Origin of the sequence: Micromonospora sp. NPDC051141 (genome assembly GCF_044455765.1) — a bacterium.
Classification (GTDB): Bacteria; Actinomycetota; Actinomycetes; order Mycobacteriales; family Micromonosporaceae; genus Micromonospora.
In genome coordinates this window covers 59,966-75,697 of record NZ_JBITFD010000010.1, presented here as the reverse complement: position 1 = coordinate 75,697, position 15,732 = coordinate 59,966, and the positions used below count along the sequence as shown (strand labels likewise).

The following is a 15,732-nucleotide window of genomic DNA, read 5'->3' as shown; positions in this document are numbered from 1 at the left end:
GCGGTGACGCTCCGACCGACCCGAATGGCGTGGCTGGTGCCGGTCGCATACCGTGCCCGTCGTGGACGGACGACGGAGCTATCCCGAGGATCAGCAGGAACCGCGGTGGGGTGACCGCGGGTACGAGTCGGACTGGCGCGCCGCGGGCGAGCCGCGCTACCGCGACGACGACTACCGCGCCCCGGAGCAGCGGGCGGGCGAGGGCCGGTACGCGGACCCGGGTCGGTACTCCGCCGCCGATCCGCTGGTCGACGACACGAGTGGTTGGCGGTCACAGCGACCGGACGACCCGGAGGTCTCCGGGGAGCTGCCGGGGCGGGCCGGCCGGCGGGCGGCACGCGAGGCGGCGGCCGGGCACGGGGACGACCCGCTCGGCGCGGTGTCGCGCAGCGGCGTCGACGCACTCGGCACCGCGTCGCGTGGCGCGCCGGACCCGCTCGGCACCGCGTCGCGTGGCGCGCCGGACCCGCTCGGGTCGCGCGGGACCGACGCCCTCGCCGGGGGCGTCGACCCGGCCCGACCCGCCTCGTTCGGGGGATTCGGTGCGGACGCCCCGGCCGGGGGTGCCGTTTCGGCCGGTCCGGGCTCGTTCGGGGGGTTCGGCGCGGACGCGCCCGCCGGGAGCGGCGATCCGGCCCGTCCGGGCCCGCTCGGCGGCTACCCGATCGTGGAGACCGGCCGGTCGGCGGAGCCCGCCACGGGCGGCGGGACGCAGATCTCCGTGGGCGGTCGGCCGAGCCCGGGTACGGCCACCTCGCTGACCATCGGCGAGCGCCCGACCGCCCCGGCCGAGCCGACGGCGCCGGTGAACCCGCTGGAGATGCCGACCGGCCCGATGCCGGCGGTCATGCCCCGACCGGACGGGCCGCCGCCCGGCGACGGCGTCTACCGGACCCGCCGCCCGGCGTTGGCGGTGCTGCTGGCGGCACTCGTGCTGGTGCTGGAGGTGCCCGCGTTGCGGGTGCTGCTGCACGGGCTGGTGGGTGACCCGGTCTCCACGTCGCACGTCGTGGTGGGCACGTTCCTGGTGGTCGGGCTGCCGATCTTCGGCGCCGGGCTGTACGGCCTGCGCACCGGTGGGCTCGCGCTGGCCGAGGGCAGCCGCGGCTGGCTCCGCCCGCCGACCGCGTACCTGACCGTGGGCCTGGTGCTCTTCGTCGCCGCCGCGCTCGCGGCCCGCTGACCGCCGCCGTGCTCGCGGCCCGCTGACCGCTGGCGTGCTCGCGGCCCGCTGAACGCCGGCGACCGCGCACCCCGGGGCCGGGGGGCGGAGACGGCGCGTACACTGGTCAACTGGCGACCGCCTCGCGCGGTCGACCTCGCGTGCCCTCTCCATGGTCATTCCGTGGAGCGACGGCCTCCCTGGTCCCGGTCCTTCGTCCGGGCCCACCCTGGCCGGCGACCGGGCGCCAGGCGTCCGGCCGCCGGCCGGACGGACAACCAGGGACAAAGTAGGAGTACCCACCATGGCCGTCGTGACCATGCGTCAGCTGCTGGAGAGCGGTGTGCACTTCGGGCACCAGACCCGGCGCTGGAATCCGAAGATGAAGCGCTTCATCTTCACCGAGCGCAACGGTATCTACATCATCGACCTGCGCCAGACCCTCGACTACATCGAGAAGGCGTACTCGTTCATCCGCACCACCGTCGCGGGCGGCGGCAGCATCCTGTTCGTCGGCACCAAGAAGCAGGCCCAGGAGGCCATCGCCGAGCAGGCGACCCGGGTCGGCCAGCCGTACGTCAACCACCGCTGGCTCGGTGGCATGCTGACCAACTTCCAGACCGTGTACAAGCGGCTCCAGCGGATGAAGGAGCTTGAGGCCCTGGGTGACCTGAGCGGCACCGCCGCCGGTTACACCAAGAAGGAGACCCTCCAGCTCTCCCGCGAGAAGATCAAGCTCACCAAGACCCTCGGTGGCCTGCGGGACATGCAGAAGCTCCCGGCCGCGGTCTGGATCGTCGACACCAAGAAGGAGCACATCGCCGTCGACGAGGCCCGCAAGCTGGGCATCCCGGTGATCGCGGTGCTGGACACCAACTGCGACCCGGACGAGGTCGACTTCCCGATCCCGGGTAACGACGACGCCATCCGCTCGGCCGAGCTGCTGACCAAGGTCGTCGCCGCGGCCGTCGCCGACGGTCTGATCGCGCGTTCCGGCCGTGGCCGGGGCGGCGACGAGAAGCCCGAGGCGGGCCAGGTCGGTGCCGACGAGCCGCTGGCCGAGTGGGAGCGCGAGCTGCTCGAGGAGCCGAAGAAGGCCGACGAGCAGCCCGCCGCCGCCGAGCAGCCCGCCGCCGAGCAGCAGCCGGCCCCGGCCGCTGCCGAGCAGCCGGCGACCGCCGCCGCGGAGTGATCGCACCGTCGCGTCCCCGCTGGCCGGTTCTGCGCCGGCCAGCGGGGCGCGGCGGACACACCGGGCGACACCGGCCCGGTTCCGGGTAACCGGCAGTCAGACCATCCCACCGCAGTAGTCACAGACACCGAAGAGAGAGTCATGTCCAACTTCACCGCCGCGGACGTCAAGAAGCTCCGGGACCTCACCGGCGCCGGCATGATGGACTCCAAGAAGGCGCTGACCGAGGCCGAGGGCGACTTCGACAAGGCCGTCGAGATCCTGCGCGTCAAGGGCGCGAAGGACGTGGGCAAGCGGGCCGGTCGCACCGCCGCCAACGGTCTCATCGCCCACTCCGGCCAGGCGCTGCTCGAACTCAACTGCGAGACCGACTTCGTCGCCAAGAACGACGCCTTCATCGCGCTGGCCCAGCAGCTGGTCGAGCACGGCGTGACCAGTGGCGCCACCAACGCCGAGGAGCTGCTCGCCAGCACCATCGACGGCAAGAGCGTGGCCGACCTGATCCAGGAGCAGTCCGCCAAGATCGGCGAGAAGCTGGTGCTGAACCGCTTCGCCAAGCTCGACGGCACCACCGCGGTCTACCTGCACCGCAAGAGCCAGGACCTGCCCCCGGCGGTCGGCGTGCTGGTGCAGTTCTCCGGCAAGACCGACGAGGCGGGCGACGCGGACGCCCGTGGCGTCGCGATGCAGATCGCCGCGATGCGGCCGAAGTACCTCACCCGGGACGAGGTGCCCGCCGAGACGGTCGAGTCCGAGCGGCGCATCGCCGAGCAGACCGCCCGCGAGGAGAACAAGCCCGAGGCTGCGCTCCCGAAGATCGTCGAGGGCCGGGTGAACGCCTTCTTCAAGGACTTCGTCCTGCTGGAGCAGGCCGCGGTCGCCGACAACAAGAAGACCGTCAAGCAGGTGCTGGCCGAGGCCGGCATCGAGGTGACCCGCTTCGTGCGGTTCGAGGTCGGCCAGGCCTGAGCCGCCACCCGGGCTGCGGGCCCGGGCAGCGAGAACGTGGACGAGGAGGCCGCCGGTGTACGCGACAGGCACCGCGGCCTCCTCGTCACATAGGGTCGGCAAGGGCAGGTACGCGACGCTCGCGCGGTGCGCGGGGAGAAGGGGCGGGGCGGATGACGCAGGTTGTGAGTGACCGGAGCCTGGCGGCGGATGACCCGACCGCCCCTCCGCCCGGCCGGTCCCGTCGGGTGGTGCTGAAGCTGTCCGGCGAGGTCTTCGGCGGCGGCGCGATCGGCGTCGACCCGGACGTGGTGCAGGGCATCGCCCGGCAGATCGCCACCGTGGTCCGTCGCGGCGTGCAGGTCTCCGTGGTGGTCGGCGGCGGCAACTTCTTCCGCGGCGCCGAGCTGCAGAAGCGCGGCATGGACCGCGCCCGCGCCGACTACATGGGCATGCTGGGCACGGTGATGAACTGCCTCGCGCTTCAGGACTTCCTGGAGAAGGAGGGCATCGAGACCCGGGTGCAGAGCGCGATCACCATGGCCCAGGTCGCCGAGCCGTACATTCCGTTGCGCGCGATCCGGCATCTGGAGAAGGGCCGGGTGGTGATCTTCGGCGCCGGCGCCGGGATGCCGTACTTCTCCACCGACACGGTGGCCGCCCAGCGCGCGCTGGAGATCCGCGCGGACGTGGTGCTGATGAGCAAGAACGGCGTGGACGCGGTCTACACCGCCGACCCCCGGATCGACCCGACGGCGAGCAAGCTCGACTCGATCACCTTCTCCGAGGTGCTGCGCCGCAACCTGCGGGTCGCCGACGCCGCCGCGTTCAGCCTCTGCATGGAGAACGGCCTGCCGATGCTGGTCTTCGGCGCCCAGGGTGACGACACGATCGTCCGCGCCGTCGGCGGTGAGAAGATCGGCACGCTGATCACCGCCTGACCGGCCACCCGGACCGGCAGCGGTCCTCTGCCACAGCCCCAGCACAGCCCACGACGAGCGACAGAAGGAGGCGAGGAGACCGGTGATCGACGACACCCTCCTCGAGGCGGAGGAGAAGATGGAGCGTGCCATCGAGCACGCCAGGGAGGAATTCGGCGGGATCCGCACCGGTCGTGCCAACGCCGCCATGTTCTCCCGGATCGTCATCGACTACTACGGCAGCCCGACCCCGCTGCCGCAGATGGCGTCCATCGCGGTGCCCGAGCCGCGCATGGTGATCATCAAGCCGTACGACACCTCGCAGACCAATGCGATGGAGAAGGCGATCCGCGACTCGGACCTCGGGGTGAACCCGAACAACGAGGGCAACCAGCTGCGCATCGTGCTCCCGCAGATGACCGAGGAGCGGCGACGCGAGATGATCAAGGTCGCCCGGCAGAAGGGCGAGGAGGCGAAGGTCGCCGTCCGGAACATCCGCCGCAAGGGCAAGGAAGAGCTGGACCGCCTGGTCAAGGACGGCGAGGTCGGCGAGGACGAGGGCCGGCGCGCGGAGAAGGACCTGGACGACCTGACCCAGCGCTTCGTCGCCACCGTGGATGAAATGATCAAGCACAAGGAGAGCGAGCTGCTCGAGGTCTGAACGGCCCGCGCACTCCGTCACGGCACCGCGCCGCCGTCGCCCGGCACCCCGGGCGGCGGCCCGGTGCCGTCGTCGTGCCCGGCGGCGTCCACCCTCGACGCCGGGCGGTTGCAGTAGGCTCGGCACGATTCGGCGACCACCACCGGGTGAACGGCGGGAATCGTCCGGTCGTCGGTCGGTCAACAGGAAGTCTCACGCCGGTAGGGGATGGTCTTGGTCTTGCGTCATGTGGTGGCTTTCGTACCGTCTGCCGGTGCGTGATGTCCCACCCCGACCCCTACGGCGGCACCGAGCCGCGCGGCTGGGACCGCTCGGCCCCCGCCCTGCCCTGGCCGGAGACCGGCCTGGAGCCCGGTCCGTGGCGGCGTCCCGCCCCCGGCCCGGACGCCTTTCCCGACGCGGAGGCGTACGCCGGGCCGGTCACCGACGCGTACCCGCTGGATCAGCGGCACCACGACGCGCCGTGGCCGCCCGACGGCTCCCCGGCCGCGCCGCGTGGCCGGCGGGACGAGCCCGGGTCCGGCGACCGCGGCCCGGCGGGCGACGACCGGCCGGACGACGACTACCCCACCGCGCAGCTCGCACCGGTCCGCGACGCGCCCACGGTCCGTGACGACCCCGCGGTACGCGACGAGCCCGCGCCCGAACCGCCGGCCGGCCGCCGGTCGAAGGGGCGTCGACGGGCGAGCGCGGACCGTCCCCCGACCACCGCGCCGCCGGCGTCCCGGGCGGGCCGCAACCTGCCGGCGGCGATCGGCGTCGGGGCGGCTCTCGGCGCGGCGATCGTGGTGCCGCTCTTCTTCTTCCTGCCGGCGTTCCTGGCCGTGCTCGCCGCCGCGGTGGCGATCGGCATCTGGGAGATGGCGCGGGCGGTCCGCCGCAGCGGCGCCCACCCGCCGCTGGTGCCGCTGGTCGCCGGTGGCGTGATCATGGTCGGGCTGGCCTGGTTCGCCGGCCCGGACGCGCTCTGCCTCGGGCTGCTGGTCACCGTGCTGGGCACGATGATCTGGCGGCTCGGTGACGGCCCCGGCAACTACCAGCGTGACCTGACCGCGGCCACGCTGATCGCGGTCTACGTGCCCTTCCTCGCCGGCTTCGCGGCCCTGCTCGCCGCCGCGCCCGACGACGGTCACCTGCGGGTGCTGGTCACGCTGGTGGCGGTGGTGCTCTCCGACACCGGTGGGTACGCGGCCGGGGTGGCCTTCGGCAAGCGTCCGATGGCCCCGAAGATCAGCCCGAAGAAGTCGTGGGAGGGCTTCGCCGGCTCGGTCACCGCCGCTGCGGCGGGCAGCGCGTTGCTGCTGTGGCTGCTGTTCGACGTGGCCCCGTGGTGGGGCGCGCTGTTCGGGATGGCGATGTCCTGCGCGGCGGTGCTCGGTGACCTCGCCGAGTCGATGATCAAGCGCGATCTGGGCGTCAAGGACATGAGCAACCTGCTGCCCGGCCACGGCGGCCTGATGGACCGGCTCGACTCGATCCTGTTCGCGGTGCCGACGGCGTACCTGCTGTTGGCGGTCTTCGTGCCGGTGGTGAGCTGAGGGATGGATCACGTCGTCGCCACGCCCCCGACCGGCCGGTCGGGGGCGATTCGGCGCCGGTGGACAGGTGCGTCCGGCTCGGCGCGTGTCAGACTGGACGCGCCATGACGAGCCTCCCGCTGATCTCCGTAGACCCCGACGCCCGCGGCCGCCGGCCCGCGATGCCTCCCCGTCACCTCGCCGACCTCGACCTGCCGGGCCGGCAGGCGCTCGTGACGGAGCTGGGCGAACCGGCGTTCCGCGCCAAGCAGGTGTCGAACCATTACTTCGGCCGCCTGGTCCGTGACCCGGAGCGGATGACCGACCTGCCGGCGGCGACCCGGGAGCGGCTGGCCGGCACGTTGCTGCCCACGCTGCTCACCCCGGTCCGCGAGCTGGCCTGCGACGACGGCGCCACCCGCAAGGCGCTCTGGCGGCTGCACGACGGCTCGCTGGTGGAGAGCGTGCTGATGGGTTATCCGGACCGGGTCACCGTCTGCATCTCCAGCCAGGCCGGCTGCGGCATGGCCTGCCCGTTCTGCGCCACCGGCCAGGCCGGGCTGACCCGTAACCTCTCCACCGCGGAGATCGTCGACCAGGCCGTCTACCTGGCCGGCGTGGCCGCCTCCGGCGCGGTGGCCGGCTCGCCGCCGCGGCTGTCGCACGTGGTGTTCATGGGCATGGGTGAGCCGCTGGCCAACTACGCGCGGGTGGTGGCGGCGATCCGCCGGCTGGTCGCGCCGGCCCCGGAGGGGCTCGGCCTGTCCCAGCGGCACATCACCGTCTCCACCGTCGGGCTGGTGCCGGCCATTCGGCGGTTGGCCAGCGAAGACCTCTCCGTGACCCTTGCGTTGTCGCTGCACGCCCCCGATGATGAGCTGCGCGACGAACTCGTCCCGGTCAACCAGCGCTGGAAGGTGTCCGAGGTGCTGGACGCGGCGTGGGACTACGCGGCCACGACGGGGCGTCGCGTGTCCATCGAATACGCGATGATCAAGGACGTGAACGACCAGCCGTGGCGGGCCGACCTGCTCGGGCGGCTGCTGGCGGGCAAGCTGACCCACGTGAACCTGATCCCGCTCAACCCGACCCCGGGCAGCCGCTGGGACGCCAGCCCGAAGCCGGTCGAGCGGGAGTTCGTCAGGCGGTTGCGCGACGCCGGCGTGTCCACCACGGTGCGGGACACCCGGGGACGCGAGATCGACGGGGCGTGTGGGCAGCTCGCCGCCGCCGAGGACACCGACAGCGACCCCCGCGCGGCAACGGCGTAGCGGTACGAGACCAGGAGACATAGTGGCGAGTCAGGGTCAGCGTTTCCGGCGGAAGGCGCTCCGTCGGGGATACAAGGTCGACGAGGTAGACGCCTTCCTGGACCGGGTCGAGGCGACCCTCGACGGCCAGCCGGTCGGTGCGCCCGTCGCGTCCCAGGAGGTCCACGACGTCGTTTTCCGGGTCCGGTTCAACGGCTATGACGAGTGGCAGGTCGACCTGCACCTCGACCGGGTCGAGCGGCAGCTCGCCGAGCTGGAGGAGCGCGCCGGCGCCCCCGGCGGGCGCGGTGGCGATCCCCGGATGGCCGACCGGCTCGGCCCGCCGATGCGCGACGACCGTGGCCTGTCCCCGGTGCCGCAGCCGCCGATGCCGCCCCGGCAGATGCCGGCCCAGGCCGGCCCGCCCGTCGACCGCTACGGCAACCGCTACGACGAGCCGACCGGTGCGTTCGCCGGTGGGTACGACGGCCCCCGGGGCGGCTACGACGCGCCGCGCGGTCCGGCCGGTCCCGGCCCGATGGGCCCCGGGCCGGGCGCCCCGATGGGGCACGGCGGACCGCCGCCGCGCAGCCTGCCGTCCGGTCCGGGTGGCTACGGTCAGGACCCCGGTCCGGGTGGCTACGGCCAGGACACCGGCCCCGGCGGTTACGGCCAGGACCCCGGTCCGGGCGGTTACGGCCAGGACAAGGGACCGGGTGGGTACGGCGGCCCGAGCGACCGCTTCGACGGCTTCGAGGCCGGCCGGCACGGTCGGGCCGACATGACCGCGGAGATCCGGATGCCCGAGCGGGACCTGCGGGAGCTGCGTGGGCGCGGCCCGGCCGGCCCGCCGGCGCTGCCGCAGCAGGGCTACGGCCCGCCGGACCCGGGCTACGGCCCGCCGGACCAGGGCTATGGGGGCGGCCCCTCGATGACGGGCCCGCCGATTGTCGGGCCGCCGGCCGCCGGCCCGCCGATGGTGGGCCCGCCGATGGCCGGTCCGCCCGGCAGCGACCTGCACCGGGTCGACCAGATCCGGCGCGGCTTCCAGGTCCGTCGGTTCGGCAGCGGGTACGACCCGGACCAGGTCGACCGGTTCTTCGACACGCTGCTCGGCGGCATGCAGGGGCGCAACCCGATGCCGGTGAACCCGAAGGAGTTGGACACGCTGCGCTTCGGGCTGGTGCCCGGCGGCTACTTCGAGGCGGAGGTCGACGCCGCGCTCAAGGACGTGCAGGACATCCTGCTCGGCCGCTGAGCCGCGCCCGACGACGCACCCGACGACGAAGGGCCCGTCCCCGAGGGGACGGGCCCTTCCGCGTACCGCTGGCGCCGGGTGTCAGGACCGCAGGCCGTTGCGGCGCAGCACGGCGTCGCCGATGACGATGGCGAGCAGCAGCGCGGCGATCCCGAACAGCCAGATGTGCTCCACCCGGCCCTCCTCGGTGCCGCAGAGCGCCATCAACACCAGGGCCACCGCCGACACCACCGCACCGATCCGTCCGGACCTGCGGTGCCCGGGCCTGTGCTGGTCTGGCGCGGTTACCGGCTCGTCTCCTGCCACTGTCGGTCCTTCCCTCGCGATCGGATCTCCGGTTAGTCTGGCACGCCGCGTGCCGGGCCCGGCGCAGGGTCCGACCCGACGCGGTCGGACGACCCGCAGGGACGACCCGCACGGGCGACCGACGGCCGGCGCGACGGGTGGGCGGATCGGCCCGGGCCGTTGGACCTGTTCCGCGGGGGCCGGCCGGCACTGTGGGCGTCGCGGGACGGCGACCACACTGTCTCCGGTAGCGTCTTGTCGTACGCCTGATGCCTTTTTGAGGGGGACTACGGTGCGAGTGACCGGTACGGGCCACGCCAGCATGCGGATCGACACGCCCGCGGGCAGCATCCTGTGCGACCCGTGGGTCAATCCCGCCTACTTCGCCTCGTGGTTCCCCTTCCCCGACAACTCCCAGCTCGACTGGGCGACGCTGGGCCAGGTCGACTACCTGTACGTGTCGCACCTGCACCGGGACCACTTCGACGCGAAGCACCTGCGGGACTTCGTCTCGAAGGACGCCACCGTCCTGCTGCCCGAGTACCCGACCTCCGAGATGGAGGACGAGCTGCGGGAGCTGGGCTTCACGACGTTCCTGAAGGCCCCGAACGAGCAGGTGGTGGAGCTGCCCCGCGGCCTCAAGATCATGATCCAGGCGTTGACCAGCCCGACCGACGGCCCGATCGGCGACTCGTCGCTCTGGGTCGAGTACGACGGCGTCCGGCTGCTCAACCAGAACGACGCCCGCCCCACCGACCTGACCGTCTTCGCCGAGTTGGGCCACGTGCACGCGCACATGCTCCAGTTCTCCGGCGCGATCTGGTACCCGATGGTCTACGAGCTGCCGCAGTCGGCGAAGACCGCGTTCGGCAAGCAGAAGCGGGACCGGCAGTTCGACCGCACCTGGCGCTACATCGACGACCTGAAGGCCGACCACGTCTTCCCGATCGCCGGCCCGCCCTGTTTCCTCGACGACGAGCTGTGGCAGTTCAACGACATCTTCGGCGACGAGGGCAACATCTTCCCCGACCAGTCGGTCTTCCTGGCCGAGTACGCGAAGGTCGGCGGCCACAACGGCATCGTGCTGCTGCCGGGCAGCGTCACCGAGATCACCACCGAGGGCGCGACCACCACCCACCCGCAGCCGGTGGAGGAGTTCTTCGCGAACAAGGTCGCCCACCTGGAGGAGATGCGGGAGCGCAAGCGTGGCGTCATCGAGGCCGAGAAGGCGTCCTGGCGGCACCCGGAGATCGACGTGCTGGCCGAGATGAAGCGCCGGATCGAGCCGCTGCTCGACGAGTCGATCTACCTGGCCAAGGGCGTCGGCGGCCCGGTCCGCTTCGACCTGGTGAGCTACGACGGCGCCGACGTCGAGTCGATCGTGGTGGACTTCCCGGGCAAGGAGGTCCGGCCGTACGCGGACGAGAAGGTCCGCTACCGGTTCCGCACCGAACGGGCGCTGATCGAGCACCTGTTCCACATCGGCGAGGTCGACTGGGTCAACTCGCTCTTCCTCTCCTGCCGGTTCTCGGCGGCCCGGATCGGCCAGTACAACGAGTTCGTCTACGCGTTCTTCAAGTGCCTCTCCGAGGAGCGCCTCCAGTACGCCGAGGGCTGGTACGACGAGCACGAGCGCGCGGTCGACGCCGAGGACATCACGGTCGACGGCTGGGTGGTGCAGCGGCGCTGCCCGCACCTGAAGGCGGACCTGAGCCGGTTCGGCATCGTCGACGGTGACCAGCTCACCTGCCAGCTCCACGGGTGGAAGTTCGACCTGCCCAGCGGTCGGTGCCTGACCAGCGTCGGGCACAAGATCCGCGCCCACCGGGCCGACGAGGAGACGCCGGCGCCGGCCGGTAACCCGGTCATCTGACGCTTTCGCCCCGCCCGCCGCCCCCGGCGCGCGACCATCTCCTGGTGAGAGGGGCGGCGTGACGGGGGCGGACCGGGAGCCGGCGTACCGGTTCGGGCGCAGCAGCGAGATGGCGCGGGACGCCTCCCGGGTGGAGGCGTTCAGCGACGCGGTGATCGCCATCGTGCTCACGCTGATGGCGGTCGAGCTGCTCCAGTTCGGTCCGGACACCCCGGACGGCCGGGGGCTGCCGGCCGCGTTGGCGCACGAGTGGCGGGCCTACCTGGCGTACGTGATCACGTTCGCGGTCGTCGGCCAGGTGTGGCTGACGCACCACAACATGTGGCGCTACGTCTGCCGGGTCGACCAGATGCTGCTGGTGTTGAACCTGCTGCTGCTGATGTTCGTGGCCGCCATCCCGTTCACCGCGAACCTGCTGGCGGACAATCTGCGCGGCTCGGCCGGCGACCAGCGGCTGACCGCGGCGCTGTACGTCGGCACGGTGCTCGGCGAGGCGGTGTTCTTCAACCTGAGCTGGTGGTGGGCCCGCCGCCGGGGTCTGCTGCACCCGGATCTCGACCCGCGGCTGGCCCGGGCGGTGGCCCGCCGGTTCCGGCTCGGCCCGCTGCTGTACCTGGTCGCGTTCGCGGTCGTGTTCGTCGACCCGATCCTCAGCCTGCTGGCGTACCTGCTGCTGATCGGCCTCTACGTGATCCGTGGCCCCGGCGACCTGCCGCGCGCCGGCCAGGAGGCCGCCTCGCCGTGAGGTGTTGAAAGGGGGCCCCTGCTATACCGCAGGCGTTAACCGGGGGCCCCTCCTTACTTCAGATCGGCGAGGATGCGACGGGCGGCGTTGTGGCCGGCGGCGCCGATCACGCTGCCCGCCGGGTGGCAGCCGGCACTGCCCGCGTAGACGCCGTCCACGCCGGTGGCGTACGGCATCCGGTCGGTGAACGACACCGTGTTGTCGACGTGGTGGATGTGCCCGCCGGTGATGCCGAAGTGGGCCTCGATGCCGGGCGGGGGCAGCGGCACCGCGTCCGCGACCAGGTCGGCGGTGCCCGGCGCGTACCGCTCGCAGATCGCGACCAGCCGCTCGACGTACCCGGGCAGCGCCGCGTCCCAGGTGGTGCCGGCCAGCTCGTAGGGAACCGACTGGACGAACAGCGCCGACGAGTGGTGCCCGGCGGGGTCCTGCAGCGACGGGTCGACGGTGGTGTGCACGTACCACTCGATGGTCGGCTCGTCCGGCAGCCGCCCGGCCTGGACGTCCGCCCACATGCCGCGCAGCGCCGTCATCGGCGACTCACCGCCGTCGCCGACCAGCGAGTCGGAGCCGGGCAGCAGGTGGATGGTCGAGCCGAACGGGCTCGGCGCGTCGGTCGGCAGGCAGGAGAAGCGCGGCAGCCCGGTGAGCGCCAGGTTGAGCTTGAGCGTGGTGCCGGGCCGGCGGACCGCCGCCATCCGCGCGCCCAGCTCCGCCGGGAGCGCGCCGTCGGGCAGCAGGTCCATCAGCCGGTACGGGTCACACGCGCCCAGCACCACTGACGCGCCGACCTCCCGGCCGTCGGCCAGCACCACGCCCGACGCGGCGCCGGAGTCCAGCGTGATGGCGGTGACCGGGGCGCCGGTGACGATGCGGGCGCCCGCGCCCCGGGCCGCGTCGGCGAACGTGCGCGACACGGTGCCCATGCCGCCCTCGGCGATCATCCAGGTGCCGTCCGCGCCGGGCAGCCGGCACATGTTGTGCACCAGGAAGTTGTGCCCGGTGCCCGGGTCGTCCGGGCCGGCGTTGAGCCCGGACAGCCCGTCGGTGACCGCGTACATGCTGACCAGCAGCTCGGAGCGGAAGTCGAAGCGGGCCAGGTGGTCGGCGACCGAGCCGCGGACCAGGTCGACGAAGACCTGTCGCAGGGCCGGCCGGACGTAGCGCTCGGCGGTCTCGTCGACCGGCAGCGGCTCGGCCAGCCACGCCGGCGCGAGGTCCTCGCGGAGCTGCGCCAGCTCGGCCTGGAGCGCGTCGTCGGCCGCCACGTCCGCCGCCGAGAACATCTCGGTGAGCTGCCGCCGGGTGGCCGCCACGTCGCTGCCGGCGAGGAGGTACGGCGCGCCGGGGCCGCCGGGCGTGGGCAGGAAGTAGTGCGGGTCGCGGCGCAGCACCGGAACGGTCACGTCGAGCGTGGCGAGCAGTTCCGGCGGCATCAACCCGAGCAGGTACGACCCGGTGGAGTGACGCAGCCCGGGCACCCGCGGGAACGGGTTCTCGGTGCGGGTGGCGCCGCCGATCACCTCGGCCGCCTCCAGCACCAGCACGTCGAGGCCGGCGCGGGCCAGCAGGATCGCCGAGACCAGGCCGTTGTGCCCGGAGCCGACCACGACGACGTCGGCGCGTGCCGGCAGTTCGGTCCCGTCAGTCATGGGAACGGAGCCTACTGCCGGGCCGACCCCGGCGGGAGGGTTCGCGGCCGGGCGCTACCGTGGCCGGCATGCCCGAGGCAGTCCCGTTCGCGCTCCCGGCCGTGCTCGTCGTCCTGCTCCTGCTCTGGTTCGCGCTCCGGCGGTCCGCCGGCCGTCCCCGGGATCTGGTCGCCCCGGACCCGGCGGCGGGCGGTGGGCAGGGGGAGGTGCTCCGGCTGGCCCGGGCGGGGCGCACGGTCGAGGCGGTCCGGCTGTTGCGCCAGCAGACCGGGCTGCCGCTGCTGGAGGCGAAGCAGGCGGTCGACGCGTTGCGGGCGGGCGGCCCGCTGCCGGCCCCACCCGGCGGCCCGGTCGACCCGGGCGGCGGCGTGCGCGCCGAGGCGACCCGACTGGTACGTGCCGGGAAGAAGATCCACGCCGTCAAGCTGGTGCGGGAGCACACGAACTGGTCGCTGGCCGAGGCGAAGCGGTACGTCGACCGACTCTGACGTCATCCGGCGTTCACCGCGCAGCGGCAGCGGTCGATGCGACGACGGGTCTACTGTCGGCGGGGAGCCATCGTCTCGGGGAGGTCATCCGCGAAGTCGTTCGCCGGCGGCGAGGGTTGCTGGTACGCGGACGACACCCGCTGGTTCACCACCAAGGGCGACAACCGGGTGTGGGCGTACGACGCGGCGCGGGAGCGGCTCGACCTCGCGTACGACGACTCGCTGGTGGAGGCCGGCGCGGCGCCGCTGACCGGGCGGCGCGAAGGCCGGCACCGGCGGCATCACCTACGAGGTGCGCGGCCCGTTCCGGCGCTGACCGGCTCAGGCGCGGGCCGCCTCCCGGGCGGCCCGCCACCGGCTCAACGCCAGCGTGGCCGAGTAGCCGGCCAGCACGATCACGTGGAACAGGTAGAGCCAGAGCAGCACCGCCACCCCGCCGCCGATCTCGTCGAACCCGCCGAACGGCACGCCCAGGTTCAGCGGCAGCGAGCAGAACAGCACGAACCCGTGCAGGAAGCCGGAGAGGTTCGCGGCGGTGAACGAGCCCATGCCGAGCGTGGACAACCAGTCCGGGGAGGCCGGGCCGACCACCCGGAACACCCACACCAGCACCGGCGTGAGCACCAGCCACACCGCCAGGAACGACAGCACCACACCGAGCGCGCCGATCCAGCCGCCCTGCCGGACCAGCCGGGTGGTCAGCGGCAGCGCTAGCAGGATCGACAGCAGCAGGGCCGGGGCGGGCGCGAGCAGCGGCAGCAGCAGCACCCGACCACGCCAGCCGACGAGCGCGCCGGACTCGGCGCGCGGCTCGGCCACCGAGACGAACGCCCGGCGCAGCCCCTCGCCGTAGAGCGAGGCCGGCAGCAGCGAGGCGAGCGCCAGCAGCGGGGTCAGCCCCAACCCGGCCTCGACGAGCGCGGCCACCGCCCGGTGCGCGCCGATCTCGGTGGGCAGCGTGTCGATCGCGTACGAGGTCAGCCGGCGCACCCGGTCGGCGCCGGCGAGCAGCCCGGTGAGCCAGATCGCCAGCAGCGCCACCGGCACCACGGCGATCGCGCCGTAGAACGTGATCGCGGCGGCGTGCAGCGAGAGATCCCGGCCCCGGACCGGCCGGAACGCCGCCGAGGTGATCCGCTTCGTGCGTTGCCAGCCGTCGCCCATCGCCCCCTCGTTCCCCGTGCGGTCGCCGGCCACGCATTACGATCCGGCGTCATGATGATCGCCTCGACCGGGCGGCTGGTGGTCCGGGACTGGACCGAGTCACCCGACGACCTCGCCCGGGTCTACGACATCTACTCCCGGGCGGAGGTGATGCGCTGGCTGGGCGGCGGGAAGGGGCGGTTGACCCGACCCGGCGACGCGCTGGAGCGGGTGCGTTCCTGGCGCGAGCGCAACGCGCCGTACGCCGGTCGGTGGGGCCTGTGGGCGATCGAACCGCACGCGACGGGCTGCGCGGCCGGCAGCGTGCTGCTCAAGCCGCTGCCCGGCCGGGACGGTGTCACGCCCACCGACGACCTGGAGGTCGGCTGGCACCTGCACCCCGACGCGCAGGGCCACGGCTACGCCACCGAGGCGGCCCGGGCGGTGCTGGAGCGGGAGTTCGCCACCGGCACCGGCCGGGTGTACGCGGTGGTGATGGCCGGCAACGAGCCGTCGACGGCGGTGGCCCGGCGGCTCGGCATGACGCACCTGGGCGTGCGCACCGACTGGTACGGCGGCGCGGAGCTGGAGACGTTCGTCCTGGACCGGCCCGCCTGACCGAAGTCGGGTGCCCGTAC

The 15,732-nt window shown here is 73.2% G+C and carries 15 protein-coding genes and 1 pseudogene; 13 read left to right on the top strand and 3 right to left on the bottom strand.

Features of this window, described 5'->3' with window-relative positions; genetic code table 11:
- The first annotated feature begins 52 nt into the window (after positions 1-52).
- From ACIA6B_RS19755 to ACIA6B_RS19720, 8 genes are all read left to right on the top strand, one after another.
- Entirely contained in the window at positions 53-1,183 is a 1,131-nt protein-coding gene (locus ACIA6B_RS19755; protein ID WP_396775175.1) for a hypothetical protein, read from the top strand.
- Positions 1,184-1,466: 283 nt separating this feature from the next.
- Positions 1,467-2,354, top strand: coding sequence for a 30S ribosomal protein S2 (gene rpsB, locus ACIA6B_RS19750; protein ID WP_396775173.1), 888 nt, complete (start codon positions 1,467-1,469; stop codon positions 2,352-2,354).
- A gap of 141 nt (positions 2,355-2,495) precedes the next feature.
- Positions 2,496-3,323, top strand: coding sequence for a translation elongation factor Ts (gene tsf, locus ACIA6B_RS19745; protein ID WP_396775171.1), 828 nt, complete (start codon positions 2,496-2,498; stop codon positions 3,321-3,323).
- Between the two features lie 152 nt (positions 3,324-3,475).
- Positions 3,476-4,243: a UMP kinase gene (pyrH, locus tag ACIA6B_RS19740; RefSeq protein WP_036345766.1), complete on the top strand. Its 768-nt coding sequence runs from the start codon at positions 3,476-3,478 to the stop codon at positions 4,241-4,243.
- A gap of 82 nt (positions 4,244-4,325) precedes the next feature.
- Positions 4,326-4,883 carry a ribosome recycling factor gene (frr, locus tag ACIA6B_RS19735; RefSeq protein ID WP_396775169.1) on the top strand — a complete coding sequence of 186 codons (558 nt, stop codon included), beginning with the start codon at positions 4,326-4,328 and terminating at the stop codon, positions 4,881-4,883.
- 260 nt (positions 4,884-5,143) lie between these two features.
- Complete coding sequence (locus tag ACIA6B_RS19730; RefSeq protein WP_396775168.1) at positions 5,144-6,421, top strand: phosphatidate cytidylyltransferase; 1,278 nt, start codon at positions 5,144-5,146, stop codon at positions 6,419-6,421.
- A 104-nt stretch (positions 6,422-6,525) separates the two neighbouring features.
- Complete coding sequence (gene rlmN, locus ACIA6B_RS19725) at positions 6,526-7,671, top strand: 23S rRNA (adenine(2503)-C(2))-methyltransferase RlmN (protein ID WP_281935651.1); 1,146 nt, start codon at positions 6,526-6,528, stop codon at positions 7,669-7,671.
- A 22-nt stretch (positions 7,672-7,693) separates the two neighbouring features.
- Positions 7,694-8,908: a DivIVA domain-containing protein gene (locus tag ACIA6B_RS19720; RefSeq protein ID WP_396775165.1), complete on the top strand. Its 1,215-nt coding sequence runs from the start codon at positions 7,694-7,696 to the stop codon at positions 8,906-8,908.
- 81 nt (positions 8,909-8,989) lie between these two features.
- On the opposite strand, the gene ACIA6B_RS19715 is transcribed toward ACIA6B_RS19720, so the two are convergent.
- A complete protein-coding gene (locus ACIA6B_RS19715; protein ID WP_107155975.1) occupies positions 8,990-9,214 on the bottom strand; it encodes a DUF2631 domain-containing protein in 225 nt (74 codons plus the stop codon).
- 271 nt (positions 9,215-9,485) lie between these two features.
- Between ACIA6B_RS19715 and ACIA6B_RS19710 the strand changes: the two genes are divergently transcribed.
- Positions 9,486-11,066: a Rieske 2Fe-2S domain-containing protein gene (locus tag ACIA6B_RS19710; RefSeq protein WP_396775163.1), complete on the top strand. Its 1,581-nt coding sequence runs from the start codon at positions 9,486-9,488 to the stop codon at positions 11,064-11,066.
- A 109-nt stretch (positions 11,067-11,175) separates the two neighbouring features.
- Positions 11,176-11,811 carry a TMEM175 family protein gene (locus ACIA6B_RS19705; protein ID WP_396775475.1) on the top strand — a complete coding sequence of 212 codons (636 nt, stop codon included), beginning with the start codon at positions 11,176-11,178 and terminating at the stop codon, positions 11,809-11,811.
- Between the two features lie 53 nt (positions 11,812-11,864).
- On the opposite strand, the gene ACIA6B_RS19700 is transcribed toward ACIA6B_RS19705, so the two are convergent.
- Positions 11,865-13,463: a phytoene desaturase family protein gene (locus ACIA6B_RS19700; protein ID WP_396775161.1), complete on the bottom strand. Its 1,599-nt coding sequence runs from the start codon at positions 13,461-13,463 to the stop codon at positions 11,865-11,867.
- Positions 13,464-13,531: 68 nt separating this feature from the next.
- Between ACIA6B_RS19700 and ACIA6B_RS19695 the strand changes: the two genes are divergently transcribed.
- Positions 13,532-13,951, top strand: coding sequence for a 50S ribosomal protein L7/L12 (locus ACIA6B_RS19695; protein WP_396775159.1), 420 nt, complete (start codon positions 13,532-13,534; stop codon positions 13,949-13,951).
- 84 nt (positions 13,952-14,035) lie between these two features.
- Positions 14,036-14,206: pseudogene (locus ACIA6B_RS19690) on the top strand (translocation protein TolB); the annotation flags it as partial.
- Positions 14,207-14,272: 66 nt separating this feature from the next.
- On the opposite strand, the gene ACIA6B_RS19685 reads toward ACIA6B_RS19690, so the two are convergent.
- A complete protein-coding gene (locus ACIA6B_RS19685; protein ID WP_396775157.1) occupies positions 14,273-15,115 on the bottom strand; it encodes a YhjD/YihY/BrkB family envelope integrity protein in 843 nt (280 codons plus the stop codon).
- Between the two features lie 51 nt (positions 15,116-15,166).
- Here ACIA6B_RS19685 and ACIA6B_RS19680 point away from each other — a divergent pair, with 51 nt between their 5' ends.
- Positions 15,167-15,712, top strand: coding sequence for a GNAT family N-acetyltransferase (locus ACIA6B_RS19680; protein WP_396775156.1), 546 nt, complete (start codon positions 15,167-15,169; stop codon positions 15,710-15,712).
- Positions 15,713-15,732: the final 20 nt, after the last annotated feature.

Excerpts from the sequence above, each read along its gene's own strand:
- rpsB (WP_396775173.1), top strand. The coding sequence starts at position 1,467 with ATGGCCGTCGTGACCATGCGTCAGCTGCTGGAGAGCGGTGTGCACTTC.
- tsf (WP_396775171.1), top strand. The coding sequence starts at position 2,496 with ATGTCCAACTTCACCGCCGCGGACGTCAAGAAGCTCCGGGACCTCACC.
- pyrH (WP_036345766.1), top strand. The coding sequence starts at position 3,476 with ATGACGCAGGTTGTGAGTGACCGGAGCCTGGCGGCGGATGACCCGACC.
- ACIA6B_RS19730 (WP_396775168.1), top strand. The coding sequence starts at position 5,144 with ATGTCCCACCCCGACCCCTACGGCGGCACCGAGCCGCGCGGCTGGGAC.
- rlmN (WP_281935651.1), top strand. The coding sequence starts at position 6,526 with ATGACGAGCCTCCCGCTGATCTCCGTAGACCCCGACGCCCGCGGCCGC.
- ACIA6B_RS19705 (WP_396775475.1), top strand. The coding sequence starts at position 11,176 with ATGGCGCGGGACGCCTCCCGGGTGGAGGCGTTCAGCGACGCGGTGATC.
- ACIA6B_RS19700 (WP_396775161.1), bottom strand. The coding sequence starts at position 13,463 with ATGACTGACGGGACCGAACTGCCGGCACGCGCCGACGTCGTCGTGGTC.
- ACIA6B_RS19695 (WP_396775159.1), top strand. The coding sequence starts at position 13,532 with ATGCCCGAGGCAGTCCCGTTCGCGCTCCCGGCCGTGCTCGTCGTCCTG.
- ACIA6B_RS19685 (WP_396775157.1), bottom strand. The coding sequence starts at position 15,115 with ATGGGCGACGGCTGGCAACGCACGAAGCGGATCACCTCGGCGGCGTTC.
- ACIA6B_RS19680 (WP_396775156.1), top strand. The coding sequence starts at position 15,167 with ATGATGATCGCCTCGACCGGGCGGCTGGTGGTCCGGGACTGGACCGAG.